The 22,627-nt window shown below is 69.0% G+C and carries 25 protein-coding genes; 5 read left to right on the top strand and 20 right to left on the bottom strand.

Features of this window, described 5'->3' with window-relative positions; translation table 11 throughout:
- Positions 1–22: 22 nt before the first annotated feature.
- Positions 23–202, top strand: a complete 180-nt coding sequence (locus ASG07_RS03175) for a hypothetical protein (RefSeq protein ID WP_156361711.1) — start codon at positions 23–25, stop codon at positions 200–202.
- A 16-nt stretch (positions 203–218) separates the two neighbouring features.
- Here the strand turns inward: ASG07_RS03175 and ASG07_RS03170 are convergent, their stop codons facing one another.
- From ASG07_RS03170 to ASG07_RS03160, 3 genes are all read right to left on the bottom strand, one after another.
- Positions 219–866, bottom strand: coding sequence for a sigma-70 family RNA polymerase sigma factor (locus tag ASG07_RS03170; RefSeq protein ID WP_055842020.1), 648 nt, complete (start codon positions 864–866; stop codon positions 219–221).
- A 112-nt stretch (positions 867–978) separates the two neighbouring features.
- Complete coding sequence (locus ASG07_RS17440; protein ID WP_055842018.1) at positions 979–1,116, bottom strand: hypothetical protein; 138 nt, start codon at positions 1,114–1,116, stop codon at positions 979–981.
- A gap of 80 nt (positions 1,117–1,196) precedes the next feature.
- Positions 1,197–1,994 (bottom strand): response regulator, encoded by a 798-nt coding sequence (locus ASG07_RS03160; RefSeq protein ID WP_055842014.1) that lies wholly within the window; start codon positions 1,992–1,994, stop codon positions 1,197–1,199.
- A gap of 403 nt (positions 1,995–2,397) precedes the next feature.
- Here ASG07_RS03160 and ASG07_RS18000 point away from each other — a divergent pair, with 403 nt between their 5' ends.
- From ASG07_RS18000 to ASG07_RS03150, 3 genes are all read left to right on the top strand, one after another.
- Positions 2,398–2,499 (top strand): NepR family anti-sigma factor, encoded by a 102-nt coding sequence (locus tag ASG07_RS18000; RefSeq protein WP_168377297.1) that lies wholly within the window; start codon positions 2,398–2,400, stop codon positions 2,497–2,499.
- A gap of 75 nt (positions 2,500–2,574) precedes the next feature.
- Positions 2,575–4,137: a sensor histidine kinase gene (locus ASG07_RS03155; protein ID WP_055842013.1), complete on the top strand. Its 1,563-nt coding sequence runs from the start codon at positions 2,575–2,577 to the stop codon at positions 4,135–4,137.
- 264 nt (positions 4,138–4,401) lie between these two features.
- Positions 4,402–4,536 carry an entericidin A/B family lipoprotein gene (locus tag ASG07_RS03150; RefSeq protein WP_055842009.1) on the top strand — a complete coding sequence of 45 codons (135 nt, stop codon included), beginning with the start codon at positions 4,402–4,404 and terminating at the stop codon, positions 4,534–4,536.
- 59 nt (positions 4,537–4,595) lie between these two features.
- Here the strand turns inward: ASG07_RS03150 and tatC are convergent, their stop codons facing one another.
- The 8 genes from tatC to argS all read right to left on the bottom strand — a co-directional run bounded on the left by tatC (position 4,596) and on the right by argS (position 10,949).
- Positions 4,596–5,369, bottom strand: a complete 774-nt coding sequence (gene tatC / locus ASG07_RS03145; RefSeq protein WP_055842005.1) for a twin-arginine translocase subunit TatC — start codon at positions 5,367–5,369, stop codon at positions 4,596–4,598.
- Positions 5,366–5,743: a Sec-independent protein translocase protein TatB gene (gene tatB / locus ASG07_RS03140; protein WP_055842003.1), complete on the bottom strand. Its 378-nt coding sequence runs from the start codon at positions 5,741–5,743 to the stop codon at positions 5,366–5,368. The genes tatC and tatB overlap by 4 nt, the downstream gene beginning before the upstream one ends.
- 30 nt (positions 5,744–5,773) lie before the next feature.
- A complete protein-coding gene (locus ASG07_RS03135; protein ID WP_055842000.1) occupies positions 5,774–6,019 on the bottom strand; it encodes a Sec-independent protein translocase subunit TatA in 246 nt (81 codons plus the stop codon).
- Between the two features lie 29 nt (positions 6,020–6,048).
- Positions 6,049–6,627 (bottom strand): SMC-Scp complex subunit ScpB, encoded by a 579-nt coding sequence (gene scpB / locus ASG07_RS03130; RefSeq protein ID WP_055841997.1) that lies wholly within the window; start codon positions 6,625–6,627, stop codon positions 6,049–6,051.
- Positions 6,624–7,352: a segregation and condensation protein A gene (locus ASG07_RS03125; protein WP_055841994.1), complete on the bottom strand. Its 729-nt coding sequence runs from the start codon at positions 7,350–7,352 to the stop codon at positions 6,624–6,626. Before ASG07_RS03125 ends, scpB begins: the two co-directional genes overlap by 4 nt.
- A 53-nt stretch (positions 7,353–7,405) precedes the next feature.
- Complete coding sequence (locus ASG07_RS03120; protein WP_055841991.1) at positions 7,406–8,407, bottom strand: glycoside hydrolase family 3 N-terminal domain-containing protein; 1,002 nt, start codon at positions 8,405–8,407, stop codon at positions 7,406–7,408.
- Between the two features lie 80 nt (positions 8,408–8,487).
- Positions 8,488–9,225 carry an SPOR domain-containing protein gene (locus ASG07_RS03115; RefSeq protein ID WP_055841989.1) on the bottom strand — a complete coding sequence of 246 codons (738 nt, stop codon included), beginning with the start codon at positions 9,223–9,225 and terminating at the stop codon, positions 8,488–8,490.
- A complete protein-coding gene (argS, locus tag ASG07_RS03110; protein WP_055841985.1) occupies positions 9,225–10,949 on the bottom strand; it encodes an arginine--tRNA ligase in 1,725 nt (574 codons plus the stop codon). Before argS ends, ASG07_RS03115 begins: the two co-directional genes overlap by 1 nt.
- A 189-nt stretch (positions 10,950–11,138) precedes the next feature.
- Here argS and ASG07_RS03105 point away from each other — a divergent pair, with 189 nt between their 5' ends.
- Positions 11,139–11,441 (top strand): hypothetical protein, encoded by a 303-nt coding sequence (locus ASG07_RS03105; protein ID WP_055841983.1) that lies wholly within the window; start codon positions 11,139–11,141, stop codon positions 11,439–11,441.
- A 57-nt stretch (positions 11,442–11,498) separates the two neighbouring features.
- Here ASG07_RS03105 and ASG07_RS03100 read toward each other — a convergent pair whose 3' ends face one another.
- The 9 genes from ASG07_RS03100 to murC form a co-directional block, all read right to left on the bottom strand.
- Positions 11,499–12,665, bottom strand: a complete 1,167-nt coding sequence (locus ASG07_RS03100; RefSeq protein ID WP_055841980.1) for a deoxyguanosinetriphosphate triphosphohydrolase — start codon at positions 12,663–12,665, stop codon at positions 11,499–11,501.
- Positions 12,662–14,917, bottom strand: coding sequence for an SPOR domain-containing protein (locus ASG07_RS03095; protein WP_055841976.1), 2,256 nt, complete (start codon positions 14,915–14,917; stop codon positions 12,662–12,664). Before ASG07_RS03095 ends, ASG07_RS03100 begins: the two co-directional genes overlap by 4 nt.
- Before the next feature lie 200 nt (positions 14,918–15,117).
- A complete protein-coding gene (gene ftsZ / locus ASG07_RS03090) occupies positions 15,118–16,650 on the bottom strand; it encodes a cell division protein FtsZ (protein ID WP_055841973.1) in 1,533 nt (510 codons plus the stop codon).
- A 114-nt stretch (positions 16,651–16,764) separates the two neighbouring features.
- On the bottom strand, positions 16,765–18,036 hold the full coding sequence (ftsA, locus tag ASG07_RS03085; protein WP_055841970.1) for a cell division protein FtsA: 1,272 nt from the start codon (positions 18,034–18,036) through the stop codon (positions 16,765–16,767).
- Position 18,037: 1 nt separating this feature from the next.
- Positions 18,038–18,988, bottom strand: coding sequence for a cell division protein FtsQ/DivIB (locus tag ASG07_RS03080; RefSeq protein WP_055841967.1), 951 nt, complete (start codon positions 18,986–18,988; stop codon positions 18,038–18,040).
- Complete coding sequence (locus ASG07_RS03075; RefSeq protein ID WP_055841964.1) at positions 18,985–19,923, bottom strand: D-alanine--D-alanine ligase; 939 nt, start codon at positions 19,921–19,923, stop codon at positions 18,985–18,987. The genes ASG07_RS03080 and ASG07_RS03075 overlap by 4 nt, the downstream gene beginning before the upstream one ends.
- A gap of 145 nt (positions 19,924–20,068) precedes the next feature.
- Positions 20,069–20,950, bottom strand: coding sequence for a UDP-N-acetylmuramate dehydrogenase (murB, locus tag ASG07_RS03070; protein ID WP_055842949.1), 882 nt, complete (start codon positions 20,948–20,950; stop codon positions 20,069–20,071).
- 23 nt (positions 20,951–20,973) lie between these two features.
- Positions 20,974–21,174 (bottom strand): hypothetical protein, encoded by a 201-nt coding sequence (locus ASG07_RS03065; protein ID WP_055841959.1) that lies wholly within the window; start codon positions 21,172–21,174, stop codon positions 20,974–20,976.
- A complete protein-coding gene (gene murC / locus ASG07_RS03060) occupies positions 21,171–22,586 on the bottom strand; it encodes a UDP-N-acetylmuramate--L-alanine ligase (RefSeq protein ID WP_201780940.1) in 1,416 nt (471 codons plus the stop codon). The genes ASG07_RS03065 and murC overlap by 4 nt, the downstream gene beginning before the upstream one ends.
- Between the last annotated feature and the right edge of the window lie 41 nt (positions 22,587–22,627).

Genomic DNA, 22,627 nt, shown 5'->3' with positions numbered 1-22,627 from the left:
GATCTGTGTCGTTGATGATGCCATGACATGGGCATCCATTCCGATGATCGACGAGGGCGACGGCCAGATCGTCCGTGCGCCCCGTGCCACGGATGCGATCGGCATGACGCTACGCGATGCGTTCGGTAATCTGGCGAACCTGCCGGATGATATGCAGCGCCTGCTCCAGCGGCTCGATCGTCCTGCTCCGGAACGGGGCTGACCTGATCGCAGGCGGGTCAACGCCCCCGGCTGAGATGTTCGACATCGCCCATGATCGAATCCAGCGCGGTGATGCTGGTATCCGTTTCATGCTCGCTGCGCGCCGGCAGCGATCCGTCGCTCAACAGCGTCTCCAGCGCGACGCGGCCACGCGCGACACGGCTCTTTATCGTGCCGACCGCGACCTGACAGATCTCGGCGGCTTCCTCGTAGGCGAAGCCGCCCGCGCCGACGAGGATCAACGCCTCGCGCTGCGGCTGCGGCAGGTGCATCAACGCCCGCTGCATATCGCCCAACTCGACATGACGCTCCTGACTGGCGGGGGCGGCGAGAATGCGGTCGGCGACCAGATCGTCCCACTCGCCCTTGAACCGGGCGCGGCGCATCTGCGACAGATACAGATTGCGCAGGATGATGAAGGTCCATGCGCGCATGTTCGTGCCGGCCTGAAACCGCTTGCGCGCGGCCCACGCCTTCAACAGCGTCTCCTGCACCAGATCGTCGGCAAGGTCGCGGCTGCCCGACAGCGAACGGCCGAACGCGCGCAAATGGGGAATCACTTGTCCAAGCTGCTGCTTGAACTCGGGATCTGATAGCGAGACATGCTCCACGACGGGAGCTTCCTGCTCCTCGTCGTCCTCGTCACGCAGCATCGGCTGGGTCATTCATGTCCGATCGCAATAGTCGGCGCAGCGCGCGCCGGTGCGGAAGATAGGCGACGACCCGGCCCTTTGCCAGTCGCGCCATCGGAAAACCACCTGTTCCTAGTCGTTTCGTCTAGCGGAACACGATCACCGCGAAGATCACGATCACCAGTATCAGGGAAATCGGCAGGATGTACCGCGTCATATGCGGCGTCGATCCCGCGCGCGCTTCTTCCGTGGTGACATGGATGGGTTCGTTCGGATCAGCCATGACGGGTCAATGCTCCAAAGTCGTTTTGGGTCCGTAATGCCCGCGGGCGCACGACGGGGTGCAGGCCGCGGGCCATGACGTCATTCCGACGGAATGGTCGCCTGGTCGAAGAACAACGCCTGGCTGATCGCCGCCTTCACCGTCGACCGCTGGAAAGGCTTGGTGATGAGGAAGGTCGGCTCCGGCCGCTCGCCCGTCAGCAGACGTTCCGGGAAGGCGGTGATGAAGATCACCGGGACCTCGAACTCGGCCAGGATGTCCTTGACCGCGTCGATGCCCGAACTGTCGTCCGCCAGCTGGATGTCGGCGAGGACGAGGCCCGGACGATCCTCCATCGCCAGCCCAACCGCTTCGTCGCGCGTCACTGCGATGCCGGTGACCTCGTGGCCCAGATCGCGCACGATCGTCTCGATATCCATCGCGATGATCGGCTCGTCCTCGATGATGAGGACGCGGGCGCGGGTCTGCTGCTCGATCTCGGCGAGCGCCTCCGCGACCAGCGTCTCGACCTCCTCCGGCTCGACGTCGATCAGATAGGCCGCGTCCTCCGGGGTGAATCCCTCCATCGCGGTCAGCAACAACGCCTGCCGCGACAGCGGCGTCATCCGCGCCAGCCGTGCCCGCGTCAGCGCCTCCGCACCGTCCGCCTCGCCCGTCGCATCCATCTCGTCATAATTGGCCGACGCCCAGATGCCCTGGAACATGCGGTAGAGACCCAGCCGCGGCTCCACGTCCTTGGGGAACTGGTCCGGCGCGGCGACGATCGCCTCCAGTGTCGCACGGACATACTTGTCTCCGTGGTTCTGGCTGCCCGTCAGGGCGCGGCCATAGCGGCGGAGGAAGGGCAGATGCGGTGCGAGTTGCTGTCCGAGCGACATGAGGCGAAGTGACTCCCTGGCGTTAATGGGCGACCGCGCACGCCTTTCGTGGCGCAAAGGCTGGCCGCAGAGACTGATCCACGTACAAATGCAATTCGACATGCCCCGGTTGCACGGAAATCGCACCCCCGGAATTTTCGTGCCCGCAGGGAACAAACGAAATGCTGTTTGGTTTCCTCGCGCAATCGGGTCACCGTGGATTTGTGGCATCAGCCATAGCGGGGATACCGGGTTCGACATTGTCGGCACGTCGACTGGAATGGGTAAGCACCCGCCCGGCGCAGCCTCAGGGGGATACGGTCGGTTGGGTCAGGACAGTACATCGAAGATTCCGGCAGACACGCGTTCGTCCCCGCCGGAACCGGGATCGCGAGGGTCGAAGCCGCGCGGACCCGACGGCGCGATGGACCAGCCGGTCGGATCGGCGCTCCGATCGGTCTATCAACAGACCGTCGAGGAGAAGGTCCCCGACGACCTGCTCGACCTGCTCGGCAAATTGAACTGACGGAATCGCGTCATGGCAGATGACGCCGCTATCCGGGTTGATGTCCGGACCGGCGCAGACGCCGGCGGCCTTGAGATGACCGAAACCGCAGGCAAGTGGTCGCGACTGTCGCTGTCGCGGCTGCCCACCGGCGCGAAGCTGTTGCTGGTTCTGAGCGGCGCGTTGTTGCCGCTCGCCCTGATCGCGATCGTCGCGACGTTGCAGACCACGCGCCTGACCGACGCCGAGGCCCGCTCGCGGCTCAGGATCGCCGCCACGGAAAGTGCCCGATCGATCGCCATCGAGCTGGTCGGCGACATGACCGCGCTGCGCGTCGCGGTGAACGCACTCGACATCGATCCCGCCGATGCGCCCAGTTGCGCTCGCGCGCAGGGCGTCTTCGCACAACAGGCCTCGGTCGGCGCGCGCTTCGAGATCGCGGACCGCATGGGCCATGTGCTGTGCGGCGAACGCCTGCCCCGCTCGTCCGCGACGGCGACCGATGCCGCGACGACCGCCAGCATCGTGCCCGATCGCGGTCTGATCCTCGCGATCAGCGCGCCGCGCAAGGACGTCGTCGCCCGCGCCTTCTTCCCGCAGGATTTCCTGCGCGAACTCGGCCGTCCGACCAGCCGTGCGACGACCTTTGCCAGCGCATTGATCCTCGACGACGAGGCGATCGACCTGGAGCCGCTGCCCGATGGCGGCCCGCTCCAGCGCATGGAGACGATGCGGACCGAACTCGGCATCGCCGGCCTCGCGCTCAGGACCAGCGTCCGCAGCGCACCGGTGACGTCGTCGATGGTCGTCGCGATGCTGCTGCCGCTGCTGATGTGGGCCGCCGCTGCGTGGATCGGCTGGTTCGTGGTCGACCGCCTGCTCCTGCGACCCCTGCGCGATCTGCGCCGCGAGATCGCCTCGTTCAAACCTGGCGAGGAAGTGCCCGTGCCGCCGCCCAGCCGGCTGCCCGCGCAGGAGATCCGGGAACTCGGCGAGACGTTCCGCACGATCAGCCGAACCGTCGCCGAACACGAGGCGGGGCTGGAGGAGGGTCTGCGCCGCCAGACCAAGCTGACGCGCGAAGTGCACCACCGCGTCAAGAACAACCTCCAGGTGATCGCCAGCCTGATCGCCTTCCACGCACGCGGGGCCGCCAGCGCCGATGCGACGGCGGCCTATGCGGCGATCCAGCGGCGCGTCGATGCGCTCGCGGTGGTGCATCGTCACCATTTCGCGGAGCTGGAGGAGCATCGCGGCCTGAACCTGCGCACGATGATCGGGGAACTGGCATCCAACCTGCGTGCCACGTCCGACAAGGGCTCCGGCGTCGCGATCAAGCTCGACGTCGATCCCTTCCTCGTCAATCAGGACGTCGCCGTGGCGGTCGCGTTCCTGTTCACAGAGATCGTCGAACTCGCCTATACCTGCGATACGGCCGCGCAGATCAAGGTTTCGGTGAAGGCCGGAGATCAGGAGCAGCGGGCCACGCTGCGGGTCGTGTCGCGCGCCCTGTTGGACGGTGACACGCTGCGTGATCTCGCGCGCAATCGCTATGGCCGTATCCTCGAGGGGCTGTCGCGCCAGCTCCGCTCCCCGCTGCATCACGATCCGCTGACCGGCGCATATGAGATCGCCGTCGCCGTGGTGGGACGCGAATAAAAATCGCCGTTGCGCCGCAAGGGCGTGGAACCCGTGCCAGCAATCGGGGTTATGATATTCGGATCGCGACCTTATGCCCCCCCGCTCTCGCGATCCACGACATAGGCCCGAAGGCGCTCACCCTCCCCCCCCCCGGTGACGTTTTCGGGCCTTTAACTTTTCCGCTGCGATCTGTTTTGCTCTGTCCATATCCTTGCGATGGTGGAACGATATCCGCCGCGACGCATTGCCCCAACGGCATTCAAGCCCTTTGGGAGGTACATCATGCGTAAATTGGTCGGTCTGGCTTTGATCGCCGGCAGCCTGCTCGTCTCGGCATGCAACACGGTCGAAGGCATGGGCAAGGACGTCGGTTCGGCCGGCGACACGGTCGCCAAGACGGCGAGCGACGCCAAGTAAGCGATACGCTTGAAGGCGGGCCGCGCGACACGCGTCGCGCGGCCCGTTTTCGTGTGCGCCTATTCGGTGACCGCTTCCGCCTCACGGGCGCGGCGGCGCTCCGTAAACCAGATGCCGATCAGCGCCATCTCGTAGAGAATGCACAACGGGATCGCGAGCAGCAGCTGCGATCCGACGTCCGGGGGCGTCAGCACCGCGGCGATCGCGAAGGCACCGACGATCGCGTAGCGGCGGGCGGACACGAGTTGCAGTCGCGTCACGATCCCCGCCCGCTCCAGCAGCATCAGCAGCACCGGCAGCAGGAACGCGATGCCGAAGCCGAACAGGAACTGCATCACGAACGACAGGTAATTGCCGATCGCCGGCAACGCTTCCTGGTTCACGCCACCGATATTCCCCTGGAAGCTCAACAGGAAGTGCAGCGCCATCGGGATCGCGATGTAATAGGCCATCGCCGCGCCCCCGATGAACAGCACCGGCGTCGCCAGGAGGAACGGCAACAGCGCACGCTTTTCCTTGCGATACAGCCCGGGCGCGACGAACTGCCACAACTGGTTGGCGATGACCGGAAACGACATCATCATCGCCGCGAAAAACGCGACCTTCACCTTGACGAAGAACGCCTCGAAGATCTCTGTGTAGATCACGGTCTTCTGGCCCGCCGACAGCAGCGGCTGCACCAGAAAGCCGAAAATCCCTTCCGCGAAATAATAGCTGACGCCGAACGTCACCAGCACCGCCGCGATGCAATAGAGCAGCCGACGACGCAGCTCGATCAGATGATCGAGCAGCGGCGCGCGGCTCTCGTCGATCTCGCTCGTCGCGTCGCTCACGATGCGGCTCCTTCGGAACGCGGCGGGTCAGGGTCTTCGGCCGGCACCACGTGCGGCTTCTCGACCATCACCGGCCCGGTCGTCGCGTCGTGCGGCGTGTCGAGCGTGTCAGGCGGAGTTTCGGACTCGGTCGGCGTGACGGGATGCTCGCGCATGATGCGCTCGTTTTCCGCCGCCCACTTCTTCTCCATCTCCTCCAGTTCCGCCTCGCGGACCATGGAGTCGAAGCCGGAGCGGAACTGGCGCGCGACGCCGCGCGCCTTCCCGACCCAATAGCCCAGCACACGCAGGGCCTTGGGCAGATCCTTGGGACCGATCACGACCAGCGCCACGAAGGCGACCAGCATCAGCTCGGTCGGCGCGATATCGAACATGCGGTGCCGCGACCTAGCGAGCGGAACGGATCAACGGTCGTCGCGCAGCGTGTCGCGGGTGGCGTTGCCGTCGCGATCGAACGCCGGCTCCGCCTGCTTCTGCGATTCGATGCGCTTGGCCGGCTTGTCGTCCTCGTCCTGCTCGGCCATGCCCTTCTTGAAGTTCTTCACGCCCTTGGCGACATCGCCCATCAGGCTGGAGAAGCGGCCACCGCCGAGGAGCAGGATGGCGACGACGGCAAGGACGAGCAGGTGAATCGGGCTGAAGCTGCCCATGATGCTTACTCCTGAAGATGAAGTCCCATCTAGTCGGAGTCGCCGGCCTTTTCCAGCCGCTCCGTCGCGCCATCGAACACGGTGTCGACGGGGTCCAGCAGACCCGCCGCACGCAGGTCGTCGAGGCCCGGCAGATCGCGGCGGCTGGCCAGTCCGAAATGCGCGAGGAAGCCCGGCGTGGTCGCATAGGTCAGCGGCCGCCCGGGCACCTCGCGCCGCCCCGCGGGGCGAATCCAGCCTGCCTCCATCAGCACGTCCAGCGTGCCCTTAGCGATCTGCACGCCGCGGACCGCCTCGATCTCGGCGCGGCTGACGGGTTCGTGATAGGCGATGATCGCCAGCGTCTCGACCGCCGCGCGCGACAGCCGCCGCGTCTCCTCCCGCGTGCGGCGGAGCAGCGGGGCGAGATCGGCGGCGGTCTGGAAATGCCACCGCTCGCCCCGCCGGACGAGTTCGACGCCGCGACCGGCATAATCCTTCGCCAGCACGCCCAGCGCGGCGCGCGGGTCCGCCCCGACATGCGCCGCCAGCGCATCGAGGGTCAGCGACTCGGCGGAGGCGAACAGCACCGCCTCCACCGCGCGCACCAGATCGTCGGGCGGCGTCATGACCGCGGTCGCCGGAGCATCAACGGCGCGAACGGCGCGCGCTGATCCAGCTCCACCCGCCCCTGCCGCGCCAGTTCCAGCGCCGCGAGGAAGCTGGACGCCAGCGCCGACCGCCGCAGCCGGCCGGTCGACGACGGGGGTACGAAGCGTTCGATCGCGGTCCAGTCGATCCGCGTCGCCAGCATCGCCGCCACCCGCGCCAGCGCGGCATCCAGCGTCATCACCTCGCGCGAGGCCACGACATGCAGCGCCGGCCGCGTCCGCGCGCTGACGCGGCCATAGGCGGCGATCAGGTCGAATATCTCCACCTGCCACCCGGTACGGCGCACCGTCGTCAGCCCCTCCCCCGCCGCGCCGCGCCGGAACACGTCGCGACCCAGCCGGTCGCGCGCCATCAGCCGCGCGCCGGCCTCCCGCATCGCATCCAGCCGCTCCAGCCGGAGTTGCAGGCGCAGGGCGAGTTCGTCCGGATCGGGGTCCTGCTCCGGCTCGCGGGGCAGCAGCAGCGCGGACTTCAGATACGCCAGCCACGCCGCCATCACGAGATAATCGGCAGCCAGTTCCAGTCGCTCCGCCTGGTCCTCGATAAAGGCGAGATACTGCTCGACCAGCGACAGGATGGAGATCGCACGCAAATCCACTTTCTGCGACCGTGCGAGCGCGAGCAGCAGGTCGAGCGGCCCTTCCCACCCCTCCAGTTCCACCGTCAGCGCATCGTCATCCACCGCGGCGGAATATCAGAAGGCGGCGGCGTTGCCACGGGAAGCCGCCGAATACGTCACACCAACGCCAGCAGCGCATCCCGCTTTGCGATCAGCGCGGCCATGTCGCCCGTCCCCGGCCGCACGCTCGCCATCGCCCTGTCCAGTCGCTCCCGCGACGCCGGCGCGATCTCGTCCAGCAGGCCGGCGATCTCGACCATCTCGTCCATCCGCGCCCAGCAATCGAGGACGAGGTCGCACCCGGCGGCGATCGCGCCCGCCGCTTTCTGCCCGGCGGTGCCCGACAGCGCCTTCATGTCGATGTCATCGGTCATCAACAGCCCGTCGAAGCCGATCCGGCCACGGATGATGTCGGTGATGATCGTCGGCGACAGCGTCGCGGGCCGCTCCGCATCCCACGCCTCGAACACGATATGGCCGGTCATGCCCATCGGCGCGCCGGCCAATGTGCGGAACGGGGCCAGATCGACCTCCAGTTCCGCGTCGGAGGCGGTGACGGTCGGCAGAAGGTGGTGCGAATCGACCAGCGCGCGACCGTGGCCGGGCATGTGCTTCACGACCCCGACGATGCCCGCCGCCGCCAGCCCCTCCAGCATGGCCCGCCCCAGCGCCGCGACGCGCAGCGGCTCCCGGCCATAGGCGCGGCAGGCGATCGCCTCGGTCGTATCGGGTTGCGCCACGTCGAGCAGGGGCGCGCAGTCGACGGTGATGCCGACCTCCGCGAGCATCAGGCCCAGCGCCTCGCCGTTGGCGCGCATCGCCTGGATCGCGGACATCGGCGCGATCTCGTACAGCGCGTCGAACGCCGGTCCGGCGGGAAAGCCGGGCCATTCCGGCGGCTGCATCCGCGCGACGCGCCCGCCCTCCTGATCGATCAGGATCGCCAGATCGTCGCGACCCGCCAGATCGCGCAGCGCATCCGTCAGCGCGCGCAGTTGCGCGCGATCGACGATGTTCCGCTTGAACAGGATGTAGCCGGCGGGCTCGACCGCCGCGAAGAACGCGCGTTCGTCGGAGGTCAGGACCGGGCCGGACAGGCCGAAGATGACGGGCTTCATGCCGGCTGGTCTAGGGCGTCGGCGAGATCGGGGCTAGTCTCGACGAAAGCGCGACACCCGACCTCCGGCGCGACGAACCCTCAACTCGCGATGAAGCAGCTTTCCCCCGCGACGCGCAACCGGCCGCAGATATCCGCGGCCTGATTGGCGCTGCCCGCATTGACGCGCAGGCGGTACAGCGTCTTGCCGCCCGTCGCGACCGGCTGCACCGATTTGCCGAGCGCGGCCACATAGGCGAACCGCTTGGCGAAGCGGTCCCACGCCGAGTTCGCCGCCGCTTCCGACGGAAACGCGCCGAGCTGAACGAGCGAACCGCCACCGGCCGAGCTTTGTGCCGCCGGGCGCGAGCCGGTCAGCGGGGCCGCGGCCTTCAACGGTCCCGTCGCCTGCGTCGGCACTTTGGCGACCGTGCTCCGGCCCGGCGTCGCGCTCGGCTTTGGCGTGGGCTTCGCCGCCGCCGCCGGCTGGCTGGCCACGGGCGCTTCGGGCACCGCCTTCAGGTCGATCGCGCCGGTACCCTGAGCCTTGCCCGCGCTGGTCGCGATCGCGCTGTCGCCCTCACCCTCGACCTTCAGGCCGCCGGGTTCGGTGGGACGGACCTTGTAGTCGCCCTCCTGCGCGGCGATCAGTTGCCCCTCGCCGGTGGTGCGACTGGCCGTCAGATGCCAGATGCCGAAGCCGATCGCGGCCACCACGATCAGTCCCGCCAGCGCGAGCGCGATGACCTGGCCGACGCCCGATCCCTCGGGCTCGTCCGGCTCCACCGTTTCCAGCCAGGGAAGGCGATCCTCGTCGCGGATGTCGAGATCGTCGGCCATCAATTCATCTCCGTCACGGCCTCGACGCCCATGACGCGCAGACCATTGCGCACGATCTGCCCGATTCCCGCGGCGAGGAAAAGCCGGGCGCGAGTCGCCCCGGCATCGTCGGCGATCAGGAAACGGCGATCCGGCCGATCGTTGCCGACGTTCCACGCAGCGTGAAATGCCGCCGCCAAGTCATAGAGGTAAAAGGCGATCCGGTGCGGCTCCCGCGTCGCCGCCGCCGTCTCGATCGTACGGGGGAACTGCGCCGCCAGCTTCACCAGCGCCAATTCATCCGTATCAAGACGGGACAGATCGGCTTCGCCACCCTCGATTCCCGCCTCCGCCGCGCGACGATGGACCGATGCGATGCGGGCATGGGCGTACTGGACGTAGAAGACCGGATTGTCCTTCGACGCCTCCACGACCTTGGCGAAGTCGAAATCCATCTGCGCGTCGGCCCGCCGCGTCAGCATCGTGAAGCGGACGACGTCCTTGCCGACCTCGCGCACCACGTCCGCCAGCGTCACGAAGTTGCCGGCGCGCTTGGACATCTTCACCGGCTCGCCACCACGCAGCAGCCGCACCATCTGGATCAGCTTGACGTCGAACCGCGTCTTGCCGCCGGTCAGCGCGGCGACCGCGGCGACGATGCGCTTGACCGTGCCGGCATGATCCGCGCCCCAGATGTCGATCAACTGATCCGCCGATTGCGCCTTCTGATAATGGTAGGCGAGGTCGGCACCGAAATACGTCCATTGCCCGTTCGACTTGCGGATCGGCCGGTCCTGGTCGTCCCCGAACGCGGTCGAGCGGAACAGCGGCAGCACCACCGGCTCCCAGTCGTCCGGCGTCTCGCCCTTCGGCGCTTCCAGCACGCCGTCATAGACGAGGTCGCGGGCGCGCAGGTCCGCCTCCGCCGCCTCCGGCTTCCCCGCCGCCTGAAGCTCCGCCTCCGACGAGAACAGGTCGTGATGGATGCCGAGCAGCGCCAGATCGTCCTTGATGAGGACCAGCATCGCCGCCACGGCGCGGGTGCGGAACGGCTCCAGCCACTCCGCTTCCGGCGCATCGCGATACCGGTCGCCGAACTCGGCGGCGAGCGACTGTCCGACCGGGACCAGATAGTCGCCGGGGTACAGCCCCTCCGGGATCGTCACGTCCTCGCCCAGCGCCTCGCGGTAGCGGAGGTGGACGGAGCGGGCGAGCACGTCGACCTGACCGCCGGCGTCGTTGACGTAATATTCGCGGATCACCGTCGATCCCGCAAACTCCAGCAGGCTGGCGAGCGCGTCGCCGACCACCGCGCCCCGGCAATGGCCCATGTGCATCGGCCCGGTCGGGTTGGCGGAGACGTATTCGATGTTGACGGTCGTGCCCTGCCCGCCGGTCGAGCGGCCGTAATCGTCGCCAGCCGCGTGGATCGCGGCCAGTTCCTCGCGCCAGCTGTCATCGGTCAGCACCATGTTGATGAATCCCGGGCCGGCGACATCGACCCGCGACACCTCGGGCAGCGTCTCAAGCTCGGCCGCCAGCGCCTCCGCCAGCGCACGCGGCTTCACGCCCGCCGGCTTGGCGAGGACCATTGCGGCGTTGGTCGCCAGATCGCCATGCGTGGCGTCGCGCGGCGGCTCGACCGTCACGTTGCGGCGGTCGAGCCCGCCCGACAGCGTGCCGTTTGCGGTCAGGGCGTCGAGCGCCGCGTCGATATGCGCGGCGAACCGGGTGTAGAGCGTCATGTCGATCCGTTTCGCGAAAGCGTCGGCGTGTAACCGCAAAGCCGCGAAGGCTCAAACGCGATTGCGCCAAGCGCAATCCCGGGCGTTCCGCTTTGCAGTTGCGGGCATGCTGCACCGCAATATGATCGGTGTCGAAAGTGGAGAGGACCTGATCCGGCGCAACGTCATTCCCGTGCGGAGTCCACGATCATGCGCAAGACCACTATTCTCACCGCCCTCGCCGCCGCTCTCACCAGCACCATCGGCATGGCCCAGGGCCCCGGCGACGCCGCACAGCGGACGTTCGTCCATGACGGCCACACCTATACCTACACGACCTCCGCACTCGGCAAGTCCACCGTGCTGAAGGGTCGTCGCCTACCCGGCGGCGAGACGTTCCGCCTGCAGGTTCGCGACGGTCGCGTGACGGGCCGCTCGGGCGAGACGCCGGTCGCCTTTTCCGTGCGCGATGCCAGGGGCGCGGCCGGCGGCGTCTCGGCACACACGCTCTAGGTTGGCCGGATAAGCTGACGGGGGCGGCGCGGCATAGCCTGCCGCGCCGTCCCTGCTTCAGAATCCTTCGGGCAGGTCGATGGGCCCGATCAGTTCGCGGTAGCGGGTGATCGCATACCGGTCCGTCATGCCCGCGATGAAATCGGCGATGTGCCGGCTCCGCGCCGGCTCCGTATCCGGCAGATCCTCCCGCCATCCCGGCGGCAGCAGGTCGCCGTCGGCGCGATACGTCGCGATCAGCCCGCTGACGACATGATGCGCCGCCGATGCCGCCTCCAGCTGACGGGGGTGATGATAGAGATTGGCGTACATGAAGCGCTTCAGGTCGCGCTCCTCCTCGCGCATCGCGGGGGAGAACCCGACCAGCGCAATCCCCGCGGCGCGCACGTCGTCCACCGATCCAACACCGCTGGCGGCGATCCGCGCGCGCGTCTCGGCGATCAGGTCGGTCACCATCGTCCCGATCTGGCTCCGCACCAGCTCGCGCGCCAGCCGGGTCTGCGACACGCCCGGATAGCGCGCCGTCACCGCCGCCCAGCCGCGCGCCACCAGCGGCACCGCCATCAACTGGTCGAGCGTCAGCAGGCCCGCGCGCAGCCCGTCGTCGATATCGTGATTGTCGTACGCGATATCGTCCGCGATCGCCGCGACCTGCGCCTCCAGCGATGCGTGGCTCGCCAGATCGAGCGGGAACGCCGCATCCGCCGCCGCCAAAGCCCAGCCGGGATGGCGCACCGGCCCGTTATGCTTCGCCAGCCCCTCCAGCGTCTCCCACGTCAGGTTCAGCCCGTTCCACAAGGGATAGGGCCGCTCGATCTCGGTCAGCACGCGCAGCGTATGGCCGTTATGGTCGAAGCCGCCCGCCTCATGCGTCGCCGCCTTCAGCGCATCCTCACCGGCATGACCGAACGGCGGATGGCCGATGTCGTGCGCCAGACACAGCGCCTCCGTCAGGTCCTCGTTCAGGCCCAGCGTGCGCGCCACGGTGCGGCCGATCTGCGCGACCTCGATACTGTGCGTCAGGCGCACGCGGAAATGGTCGCCGTCCGGCGCCATGAACACCTGCGTCTTGTGCCGCAGCCGGCGAAAGCTGATCGAGTGGATCACCCGGTCCCGATCGCGCTGGAACGCGTCGCGCGGCCCGCGCGTGGTCCCGCTATGTTCTTCGTGAAGGCGACCCAGGCTGCTCCCCGGGTTCGACGCCCAGGGAGCATGCACGCTCATTTGCCACCGAGCTTCGTCACGGTCTGACCGGCGTCGCTGGTGAAGGGGAAGGCGGACACGCCCTGTTTGGCGAGCTGGTTGACGAACGCGCGCGCCTCCGCATCGGTCTTGAACGGGCCCGTCAGCACGCGGTTGGTGGCGCGCAGCGGCGTCGAATAGCCCGCCCGCGCAGCCAGCGCCGGCGACTTCGCCTTCACGCCGCTCCACGCCTTCGCCAGGTCGCCCTGATTCGCGCCGCCCGCGACCTGCACCCAGATACGCGACGGATTGGACCGCACCGCCTTCTTGTCCGCCGCCGCCTTGTCGGCGAGGTCCTTCTTCTCGGCGTCCGCCTTCTTGTCGGCCAGCACCTTGCGCGCCGCGGCGCGTTTCTCGGCCGGGGTCAGCGGCTTCTCCGCCTCTTCCGCCGCTGCCTTGCGTGCCGCGGCACGGCGCTGCGCCGGCGTCAGCTTCGCATCGGCGATTTCGACCGGTTCCTCGGCGCTCTCCGCCGCCGCCTTGCGCGCGGCGGCGCGACGTTGCGCCGGGGTCATCTTCGCCAGCGCCCGTTCCTCGGCGCGTTTGTCGGCCACCGCCTGACGATCGGCGGCGCGCTTCTGCGCCGGCGTCAACTTGACCTCCGCCACGTCGTCCGTCGTCGCCGCGTCGGTCGCTGCCTTGCGCGCCGCGGCGCGGCGCTGTGCCGGCGTCATCTTCGCCAGTGCCCGTTCCTCGGCGCGCTTGTCAGCGGCCGCCTGACGATCGGCGGCGCGCTTCTGCGCAGGCGTCAGCGGCTTCGCGTCGTCGGCATCCGCATCACCCGTCAGCTTGGCGGCGACCGTGCGCCGCACCGCGGTGTCGCGCGCTTCCTTGGCGGCGGCCTCCGCGACGACGCGGCGACCGTCGGTCGATCGCGGCGCGCTGGCGACCTCGACGGGAACGACCGGGCGCGGCGGCGCGGTCGTGGCGACGATCGGCTCGACCACGCCGAGTTCGGCTGCCGGGATCGACAGGCTGGCGACGATCCGCGCGAGCACGGAGTCCGCGCGCCGGGTCGCGGCGGCGGTCTGCACCGGCGCGACGGGTTCCGTCGACGGGGGCGGGGCGGCGGCGGTCTGGACCGGCTGCGGTGCGACCTGCGCGACCTGCGCCGGCGCGGGGCGGACGACCGGCTGGGCGACGACGGACTGGACCGGCTGAACCGTCACGGCCGGCGTCGCCGGTCGCGACGGGGTGGCGGCGACGCGCACATCGGTTTCCCGCATGCTCGTGGCGGAAGCCGTTGCCGGGGCGATGCCCGGCTGCGCACCGAACCCGGGGCGGGCAACCGTCGTGTTCGCCGCCAGCACGACCGGCGCGGCGGTCGTCGACAGCGTCTGACGACCCGGCCGGGTGCGGCGAACGGACCGGCGATCCGGCTGCACCTGCGGCGTCACCGCCGCGACCTGCACCGGCGCCGATGCGACCTGCTCGGGCGGCAGCGCGGCGAGCGCCGGCGTCAGGCGCGCGTCGGCGATCCGTTCCGGCGTGGCCGCGATCTCTCCGAAATGCACCGCGAACGCACGGTCGGCCGCCGGCAAGGTGGGCAGTCGCTGGAAGAACAATCCCAGCCCCTGCGCCACGCCCGCCGGCATCATCGTGGTCGCGATCTTCTCCGCGCCGGCCGTATCGCCGCCCATCGCCAGCACGAACGCCCGCGCGCGCCACGCCGCCCGATCCTGCTTGCGGACCAGCGGATCGAGCTGTGCCAGCGCCTCCGTCTGCTTGCCGGCGATGCCCAGCGACAGGGCGTAGCGACGGATCGTCTCGTCGTCGGACGCGGTCGCCAGCGCGACGCGGTAATCCGCCTGCGCCCGCCGCTGCTCGCCGATCAGATCATAGGCAAGGCCACGATCGGCGGCGAAGCGGCCGGCGGTCCAGCCGCTCGTCTCCGCCTGCTGGAAGAATCGCAGCGCCTCGCCCGGCCGCTCGGAGCGGACGAGGATCGATCCCATGCCCGCCTTCACGCGGCCGTTGCGCGGGTCGATCCGGTCCGCCCGCGCGAACAGGGCCGCCGCCCCGCTCAGGTCGCCCAGCTTGATCGAAAGTTCGCCAGCGGTCGCCAGCGCGTTCAAGTCCCTGGGGTTCGCCGCCAGCGCACGCATCTGCGTCGCGAGCAGATCGGCGTCGCCGGGCGCAAGAGACTGGACCACCGCCTGACCGGAGGCGATGGCGGCGACGCTCGCGGCGGCGAGCGCCCCGGCGAGGAACAGGGGTCGGAATGTACGGGCCATGATATGGAATTACCCTGAACCCGAGTGCGGGTGAACCGGCAATGTCTGATCCGCCGCCACGCGCCGAGTCGGGCGAGGCGGGCGGCGAGTGGCCTCCGCCTGTATCCATGGCCCGTCGAACGCTCGCAGAATCACCGGCGTTCGACGGCCATGCCGATCGTTGCCGGCGGCAGGATCGACCCGATCCTGCCGCGCCACGCTTACTGGTTGTTCTGCCGATGCAGGAACCGGGGGATGTCGAGCGACTCCGGCTCGGCGGCGGTGCCGCCCTTGTCATCGTCCCGCGCCGCGCCGCGCGCGGCGTTGGACATGCGCTCGAACAAGGTGCCGCCGAGCTTCACGCGCGGTGCGGCGGCGGCGGGGGCCGGTGCGGCCTCGTTGCCGGGGGCGAGCCACTGGCGACGCTGGCCACCTTCGTCCGCTGCCGGGGTCGGCGCGGCAGGCTTGGGCGCGGCGGCAGAACGAGGCACAGCCGCCGCCGGGGCCTGAACCGGCGTGGGAGCAGGCGTCGGTACTGGCGGCGGCGTCACCATCGTGTCGGCGCCCAGCACCAGTTCGTCGTCGGCGGTTCCGTCCTGCCCGGCAGGGGCGAGCGTCGACAGTTCCATCGGCTCCTCCGCCCTGGGCGCGGCCGGCGTCGACGCAGCGACAGCCGGCTCGGACGAGGTCGGGCGGAACGACGGCGTCTCGTCGGGCTTGCGCGTCATGCCGAAGCTGAACGAACGCGTCGGCTCCGGCGCGGATGCCGCGGCCGAGGCGGGACGAGCCTCCGCCTCGATGCCCGTCGCGACGACGGACACGCGGATGCGGCCTTCCAGATCGGGGTTGAACGCCGATCCCCAGATGATGTTGGCGTCGGGATCGACCAGATCGCGGATGTGGTTCGCGGCCTCGTCGACTTCCAGCAGGCGCATGTCGTCGCCGCCGGTGATCGAGATGATGACGCCCTTCGCGCCCTGCATCGACACGCCGTCGAGCAGCGGGTTGGCGATCGCCTTCTGCGCCGCTTCCAGCGCGCGATTGTCGCCGGCCGCCTCGCCGGTGCCCATCATCGCCTTGCCCATCTCCTGCATCACCGAACGGACGTCGGCGAAGTCGAGGTTGATGAGGCCGGGCATGACCATCAGGTCGGTGATGCCGCGCACGCCCTGCTGCAGCACCTCGTCCGCCATGCTGAACGCCTCCTTGAAGGTGGTGTTCGCGTTGGCGATCAGGAACAGGTTCTGGTTGGGGATGACGATCAGCGTATCGACGTACTTCTGCAATTCCTCGATCCCGCCATCGGCGGCCTTGGAGCGGCGGCTGCCCTCGAACGCGAACGGCTTGGTCACGACGCCGACGGTCAGGATGCCCATATCGCGGGCCGCCTTGGCGATGACGGGGGCCGCGCCGGTGCCGGTGCCGCCACCCATACCGGCGGCGATGAACACCATGTGGCAACCCTCGAGCTGCTTGGCGAGCGTGTCGATCGTCTCCTCGGCGGCCGCACGACCGATCTCCGGCCGCGCGCCCGCGCCCAGCCCCTGCGTGATCTTCGTGCCGAGCTGCACGCGGTTCGGGGCGGTCGATTGCTTCAGCGCCTGCGCGTCGGTGTTGGCGACGAGGAAGTCGACACCCTGCACGTCGGCGCGCATCATGTTCGCGATCGCGTTGCCGCCCGCGCCGCCGACGCCGATCACCGCGATGCGCGGCGTCAGTTCGTCCACTTCCGGTGCCAGGAATTCGATGCTCATCGCCAATACTCTCCGCGTCCCCGGCCCAAAACCCTGGCCAGACCCCTGAATTAACCCTTTTACCCACCCGCTCGCGCGCCGCCACCTTAAAAGCGCCGCAAAACCATTGTCGGTTCAATAATTCGCGCGCGCCGCCTGGATGAGTTTCCGGAAGATGTTCATGCCTGCCGGCCGATGCACCATCTGCCCGCCCGGCGCGACGCTGCGCAGGTCGATCGGATCGGTCGCGGCATAGAAAGCCAGCCCCGCTAGCGTCGCGAACGCCGGCCCGCCATGCGCCTCCGGCAGTCCGGTCAGCCCCCGCGGCCGGCCGAGCCGAACGGAGCGGCCCAGCGCCTGCTGCGCATAATCAGCGATGCCCTTCAGCTCCGCGCCGCCGCCGGTCAGCACGACCTGACGCCCGACCGGCCCCTCGAACTTCAATTGCGCCAGGGCCTTGCGGACCTCCGCCATCTGATGTTCCAGCCGCTGCCGGATCACACCGATCAACTGCGCCTTGGTGATCTGCGTCCCCTCCGCGCCGTCGCCCATCCCGTCCTCGGCGGCGATCGGTACGATCGGGATCATGTCGTGATTGTCGCGCGGGCTGGCGTTGGCGCTGCCGTGGAAGCACTTCATCCGCTCCGCCTGCGCGCGGCGGGTGCCGAACGCGCTGGCGATGTCGTCGGTGATGTCCGCCGCGCCCATCGGGATCGAACACAATCCGACCAGCATCCCGCCCGCGAACAGCGAGACGTTGGTGATCCCCGCGCCCATCTCGACCAGCGCGACGCCCAGTTCGCGCTCTTCTTCGGACAGGCACGCTAGCCCGGTCGCGACCGGCGACGCGATGATCGACTTCACCTCCAGATGCGCGGACCGCACGCACAGGTCGAGATTGCGCACCGGCGAGCCATCCGCCGCGACAACGTGGATATGCACGCCCAGCCGATCGGCATGCAGCCCCAGCGGCTTCTTCACGCCGGTCAGCCCGTCGAGCGTGTAGAGGGCGGGCTGCGCATGCAGCACCATGCGGCCCTGCGGATCGATCGACTGACGACCCGCCGCCAGCAGTGCGTCGATATCGCCCTGCTCCACGCGGTGCCCGCCCAATTCGAACTCGACTTCGGCGACGTCGCTGACGAGACCGCCCGCGGAAAAGCCGATCCAGACATTCTCGATGTTCAGGCCGGCGATCCGCTCCGCCTGCTCCACCGCCTCGCGCACCGCGACCTCGGTCGCGGCCATGTCGGCGATATAGCCGCGCTTGACGCCGCGGCTCTCGCGCTGACCGGTGCCGAGCACGATCAGTTCGCCGCCGTCGCCCTTCCTGGCGATCATCGCCGAGACCTTGGACGAGCCGATATCGAGTGCGGTGATGAGACCGTCCGGTGCTGCCTTCGCCATATTACCCCTCGACCGCCCCCGCGGTGATTGCCTGCGTCTCCGCGCCGTCCGTAATGGCCGGTTCGGGCCCGCCCTGAACCGCGGGTTCCGCCAAAGCATGATTCTGATTCAAACCGGGCTTTCGCGCAACCAACTTCGCCGGATCGCGCATATCGAACCGCAACCAGCCCCGCCCGAGCAGCGGCCGAGCCCCGTCCAGTTCCGCGAAGCGGATCAACGCCCGCCCGGCGTCGTCCTCCGGCAGCGCCAGCGTTTCGCCGCTCTCGAACGTCAGGTCCCAGCGGCGATTGCCGATCCATGTCGCCGCCTTGATCCGCGGCTTCAGCGCGGGCGCGGCGGCGAGCAGCGTTTGGTATCCCGTCATCTGCCGGTCCGCGCCGGGACCGATCACCAGCGGCAGGTCCGGGATCGCGTCCGGCCGCACCGGCTCCAGCAGCACGCCGTCCCTGTCGATCAGCGTCAGGTCGCCGCGATCCTGCCACACCGCCGCCGGCGTCCGCTCGACGATATCGACCAGCAGCGTATCGGGCAGCCGCCGCGACACGTGCGCGTCCGCGATCCAGCCGTATCGCAACAGGTTCTGCCGCACCGATTCCAGATCGACGAGCGGCATCGCCCGACTCTGCTGATCGAGCGCGACGGCATAGACCGACATCCGGTCCATCCGCTTCAGGCCGGTGATCTCGATCTGCTCGACGCGGAAGCCCGCCTGCCCCGCCGTCTCCGCCAGCGCCGCACCGACCATCCCGGGCACGCCGATATAGGTCGCGGCGGCGACCGCGGCGATTCCGGCCGCACCGGTGATCGTCCACGTCACCGCCTTTTTCAGCGTTGCCTCGCTGATCGGCAGCTTCTCGACGAGCCGCGCGAACAACGGCGTCTTCTTCACCGGCTGGCGCTTGCGCGGGGCCGGCCGCTTCGGCGGCGCGCCACGCTTGATCGTGCGGCTCATTGCGGCCCGTCCCGGACGGACCAGTCCTTCACCGCCTCGTCGACGATCGCCTGCACCAGATCGGCATAGTCCATGCCGACGTGACGACCCTGTTCGGGCACCAGACTGAGCGGCGTCATCCCCGGTTGCGTATTCACCTCCAGCAGGAACAGCCCGTCCACGCCGCGCTCGTCGTCCCAGCGGAAATCGGAGCGGCTCGCGCCCTTGCACCCGAGCAGGCGATGCGCCTCCAGCGCCAGCGACTTGCACGCGTCGGCGATCTCGTCCGGGATCTGCGCCGGACAGACATGCTCGGTCAGGCCATCGGTGTATTTCGCGTCGAAGTCGTACCAGCCGTTCTTCGGCTTCAACTCGGTCACGCCCAGCGCCCGGTCGCCCAGCACCGCCGTCGTCAGCTCGCGCCCCCGGATATACGGCTCGGCAAGCAGTTCCTCGAACTCCTGCCACGGACCGGTCGCGTGCGGGGAGATCGGATCGCCGTAATTCCCGTCGGCGGTGACGATCGCGACGCCGACCGACGATCCTTCATTGACCGGCTTCAGGACATAGGGGCGTGGCAACGGGTCGCGGTCATACAGGTCGGCCGACCTGACGATGCGCCCGCCGGGCATCGGCACGCCATGCGGCACCAGCGCCTGCTTCGTCAGCACCTTGTCGATCGCGATGACGGACGTGGCGAGGCCGCTATGCGTATAGCGCAGCCCCATCAGGTCCATCATGCCCTGTACCGTCCCGTCCTCCCCGGGCGAACCGTGGAGCGCGTTGAACACCAGATCGGGCTTCGCCTCCGCCAGCCGCGCGGCGACGTCGCGACCCATGTCGATCCGCGTCACCCGGTGCCCGCGCGATTCCAGCGCATCGGCCACGCCGGCGCCCGATTGCAGCGACACCGGCCGCTCCGCGGACCAGCCGCCCATGAGCACTGCGATGTGCATTACCATCCTAGATCCTCCCCGGCACGGGGAGGGGGACCAGCGAAGCTGGTGGAGGCGCAGCCCCAAACGGGACGGCCTGTGGCTGCGCCTCCGTCAGCCTTTGGCTGCCACCTCCCCGTTTCGGCGAGGATTTGAAGAAGATCGATCACGCCGCCACTCCCACGCGCTGGATTTCCCATTCCAGCGTCACGCCGGACTGCGCCTTCACCCGATCTCGCACCTCTTCGCCCAGCGCCTCGATCTCCGCGCTCGACGCGGAACCCAGGTTGAGCAGGAAATTACAATGCTTCTCGGACACCTGCGCATCGCCGCGCGTCAGGCCGCGACAGCCCGCCGCGTCGATCAGCGCCCATGCCTTGTGCCCCGCCGGGTTCTTGAACGTCGACCCGCCGGTGCGCGAGCGCAGCGGCTGCGACGCCTCCCGCTCGGCGGCGATCCGGTCCATCTCCGCCCCGATCGCCGCGGAGTCGGCCGGGTGGCCGCGCAGCGTCGCGCTGACCACCACCGCACCCTCGGGCAGGTCGCTATGCCGATAGGTGTAGCCAAGCTCCGCCGCCGCCAGCGTCCGCCGCTCGCCCGACCGCAGCACGACCTCGCACTCCACCAGCACGTCCGACACTTCGCGCCCGTACGCACCGCCGTTCATCCGCACGAACCCACCGACCGTGCCGGGTATGGACCGCAGGAACTCGATCCCACCGATCCCGGCATCGCGCGCGGTCGAGGACGCGAGGATACCGCTCGTCCCGCCACCGCAGCGCAGCGTCGTCGCGTCTAGCCGCTCGACCTTCGCGAACGGCTTGCCGAGCCGCACCGTCACGCCGGGCATGCCGCCGTCGCGCACGATCAGGTTCGATCCCAGCCCCAGCGGCCACGCCGGCACGGCCGGGTCGAGCGCCGCAAGGAAATCCGACAGGTCGTCGGCATCCGCCGGCTCGAACAGCCACGCCGCCGCGCCGCCGGTCTTGAACCACACCAACGGCGCCAGCGCCGCGTCGCGGGTCAGGCGCCCACGCACCGCCGGCATCACGGGCTGAAGGACGTCCGCCGTCACCACGGCCCCACGCCCCACAATCGCGTCCACGCCTGCCACGCCGCCAGATTGGCCTCGATCGCACGCTTCGACGCCTCCTGCGCCTGCGCCAGCGCTTCACCGGTGCCGACCGCAGTTTTGCCGATGTTCAACGCCCGCTGCTGCGCATCGAGCATCTGCTTCTGCGCGTCGAGCGACGCCTTGATCCAGTCGTTCATGCCGCCACCCCGCTACGGGCCTCTATCGCGTCGGCCAGTCCCGCCGCCCATTTGGTGATGTCGCCCGCGCCCAGGCAGACGACCATGTCGTCCGGCCGCAGCGTCGCCGCGAGTTCGTCCGCCAGCGCATCGGCGTCGGCCACCGTCGCGGCATGACGATGTCCGCGCCGCTTCAGCCCCTCGACCAGCGCGTCGGCATCGACGCCCGGCACCGGCTGCTCGCCGGCGGCATAGACCGGCGTCACCAGCACCCGGTCGGCATCGTTGAACGCGGTCTGGAAGTCCTCCATCAGGTTGCCCAGTCGCGAGAACCGATGCGGCTGCACCACCGCGATCACCCGTCCCTGCGCACCCTCGCGCGCCGCCGCCAGCACGGCGCGAATCTCGACCGGATGATGGCCGTAATCGTCGATGATCGTCGATCCGCGCACCTCGCCCACCTTGGTGAAGCGCCGCTTGACGCCACCGAAGGCGGCGAACCCCTGCTGGATCACCGCATCGGGAATACCCATCTCCAGCGCCACGCCGATCGCGGCCAGTGCATTCTGGACATTGTGACGACCCGGCATCGGCATCTCGATCCCCTCGATCGAGCGGGTCTTGCCGTCGCGCTCGCGGACGATGCACTCGAACCGGTTGCCGCCCGGGACCGGCGTGACATTGACTCCGCGCACGTCCGCCTGCGCGGAGAATCCGTACGTCACCACGCGCCGGTCGCGCACGCGCGGCAGGATGTTCTGCACCTCCGGGTGATCGAGACACAGCAGCGCCGCGCCATAGAAGGGCACGTTCTCAACGAACTCGACGAACGCGTCCTTGACCGCGTCGAACGACCCATAATGGTCCAGATGCTCCGGATCGATGTTCGTGACGACCGCGATCGTCCCGTCCAGCCGCAGGAAGCTGCCGTCGCTCTCGTCGGCCTCCACGACCATCCAGTCGCTCGCGCCCAGCCGCGCGTTCGATCCGTAGCTGTTGATGATGCCGCCGTTGATGACGGTCGGGTCGATACCGCCCGCGTCCAGCAACGCCGCAACCATGCTGGTCGTCGTCGTCTTGCCGTGCGTCCCCGCCACCGCGACGGTCGATTTCAGGCGCATCAGTTCGGCGAGCATCTCCGCCCGCCGCACTACCGGCACGCGCCGCTCCAGCGCCGCCTCGACCTCGGGGTTCGACCGCACGATCGCGGTCGACACGACGACCACCGCCGCATCGCCGATATTCTCCGCGGCGTGCCCGATCGCGACCGGGATGCCCTTGTCGCGCAGGCCCTGCACGACATAGCCCTCCGCCACGTCGCTGCCCTGCACGGCATAGCCGAGGTTCTTCATCACCTCCGCGATGCCGGACATGCCGATTCCGCCGATCCCGACAAAGTGGATCGTGCCGATGTCGGTCGCGACGCCCCGCATCAAATCCTCCCCGCTACGGGGAGGTGGCGCGCCAAAGGCGG

This window comes from Sphingomonas sp. Leaf343 (genome assembly GCF_001423765.1).
Taxonomy (GTDB): domain Bacteria; phylum Pseudomonadota; class Alphaproteobacteria; order Sphingomonadales; family Sphingomonadaceae; genus Sphingomonas.
The sequence above is the reverse complement of the archived record's forward strand: the minus strand, read 5'-3'. Positions and strand labels throughout refer to the sequence as shown.

Coding starts and splice junctions, on each gene's coding strand:
- ASG07_RS03080 (WP_055841967.1), bottom strand. CDS start 18,988: ATGAGCCGCACGATCAAGCGTGGCGCGCCGCCGAAGCGGCCGGCCCCG.
- ASG07_RS17440 (WP_055842018.1), bottom strand. CDS start 1,116: ATGGCTGATCCGAACGAACCCATCCATGTCACCACGGAAGAAGCGCGC.
- argS (WP_055841985.1), bottom strand. CDS start 10,949: ATGACGCTCTACACCCGGTTCGCCGCGCATATCGACGCGGCGCTCGAC.
- ASG07_RS03105 (WP_055841983.1), top strand. CDS start 11,139: ATGCGCAAGACCACTATTCTCACCGCCCTCGCCGCCGCTCTCACCAGC.
- scpB (WP_055841997.1), bottom strand. CDS start 6,627: ATGACGCCGCCCGACGATCTGGTGCGCGCGGTGGAGGCGGTGCTGTTC.
- ftsA (WP_055841970.1), bottom strand. CDS start 18,036: ATGGCGAAGGCAGCACCGGACGGTCTCATCACCGCACTCGATATCGGC.
- ASG07_RS03150 (WP_055842009.1), top strand. CDS start 4,402: ATGCGTAAATTGGTCGGTCTGGCTTTGATCGCCGGCAGCCTGCTCGTC.
- ASG07_RS03160 (WP_055842014.1), bottom strand. CDS start 1,994: ATGTCGCTCGGACAGCAACTCGCACCGCATCTGCCCTTCCTCCGCCGC.
- ASG07_RS18000 (WP_168377297.1), top strand. CDS start 2,398: ATGGACCAGCCGGTCGGATCGGCGCTCCGATCGGTCTATCAACAGACC.
- ftsZ (WP_055841973.1), bottom strand. CDS start 16,650: ATGAGCATCGAATTCCTGGCACCGGAAGTGGACGAACTGACGCCGCGC.
- murC (WP_201780940.1), bottom strand. CDS start 22,586: ATGCGGGGCGTCGCGACCGACATCGGCACGATCCACTTTGTCGGGATC.
- tatB (WP_055842003.1), bottom strand. CDS start 5,743: ATGTTCGATATCGCGCCGACCGAGCTGATGCTGGTCGCCTTCGTGGCG.
- ASG07_RS03075 (WP_055841964.1), bottom strand. CDS start 19,923: ATGCACATCGCAGTGCTCATGGGCGGCTGGTCCGCGGAGCGGCCGGTG.
- ASG07_RS03155 (WP_055842013.1), top strand. CDS start 2,575: ATGACCGAAACCGCAGGCAAGTGGTCGCGACTGTCGCTGTCGCGGCTG.
- ASG07_RS03100 (WP_055841980.1), bottom strand. CDS start 12,665: ATGAGCGTGCATGCTCCCTGGGCGTCGAACCCGGGGAGCAGCCTGGGT.
- ASG07_RS03065 (WP_055841959.1), bottom strand. CDS start 21,174: ATGAACGACTGGATCAAGGCGTCGCTCGACGCGCAGAAGCAGATGCTC.
- ASG07_RS03175 (WP_156361711.1), top strand. CDS start 23: ATGACATGGGCATCCATTCCGATGATCGACGAGGGCGACGGCCAGATC.
- ASG07_RS03115 (WP_055841989.1), bottom strand. CDS start 9,225: ATGGCCGACGATCTCGACATCCGCGACGAGGATCGCCTTCCCTGGCTG.
- murB (WP_055842949.1), bottom strand. CDS start 20,950: ATGCCGGCGGTGCGTGGGCGCCTGACCCGCGACGCGGCGCTGGCGCCG.
- ASG07_RS03120 (WP_055841991.1), bottom strand. CDS start 8,407: ATGAAGCCCGTCATCTTCGGCCTGTCCGGCCCGGTCCTGACCTCCGAC.
- ASG07_RS03095 (WP_055841976.1), bottom strand. CDS start 14,917: ATGGCCCGTACATTCCGACCCCTGTTCCTCGCCGGGGCGCTCGCCGCC.
- ASG07_RS03170 (WP_055842020.1), bottom strand. CDS start 866: ATGACCCAGCCGATGCTGCGTGACGAGGACGACGAGGAGCAGGAAGCT.
- ASG07_RS03135 (WP_055842000.1), bottom strand. CDS start 6,019: ATGGGCAGCTTCAGCCCGATTCACCTGCTCGTCCTTGCCGTCGTCGCC.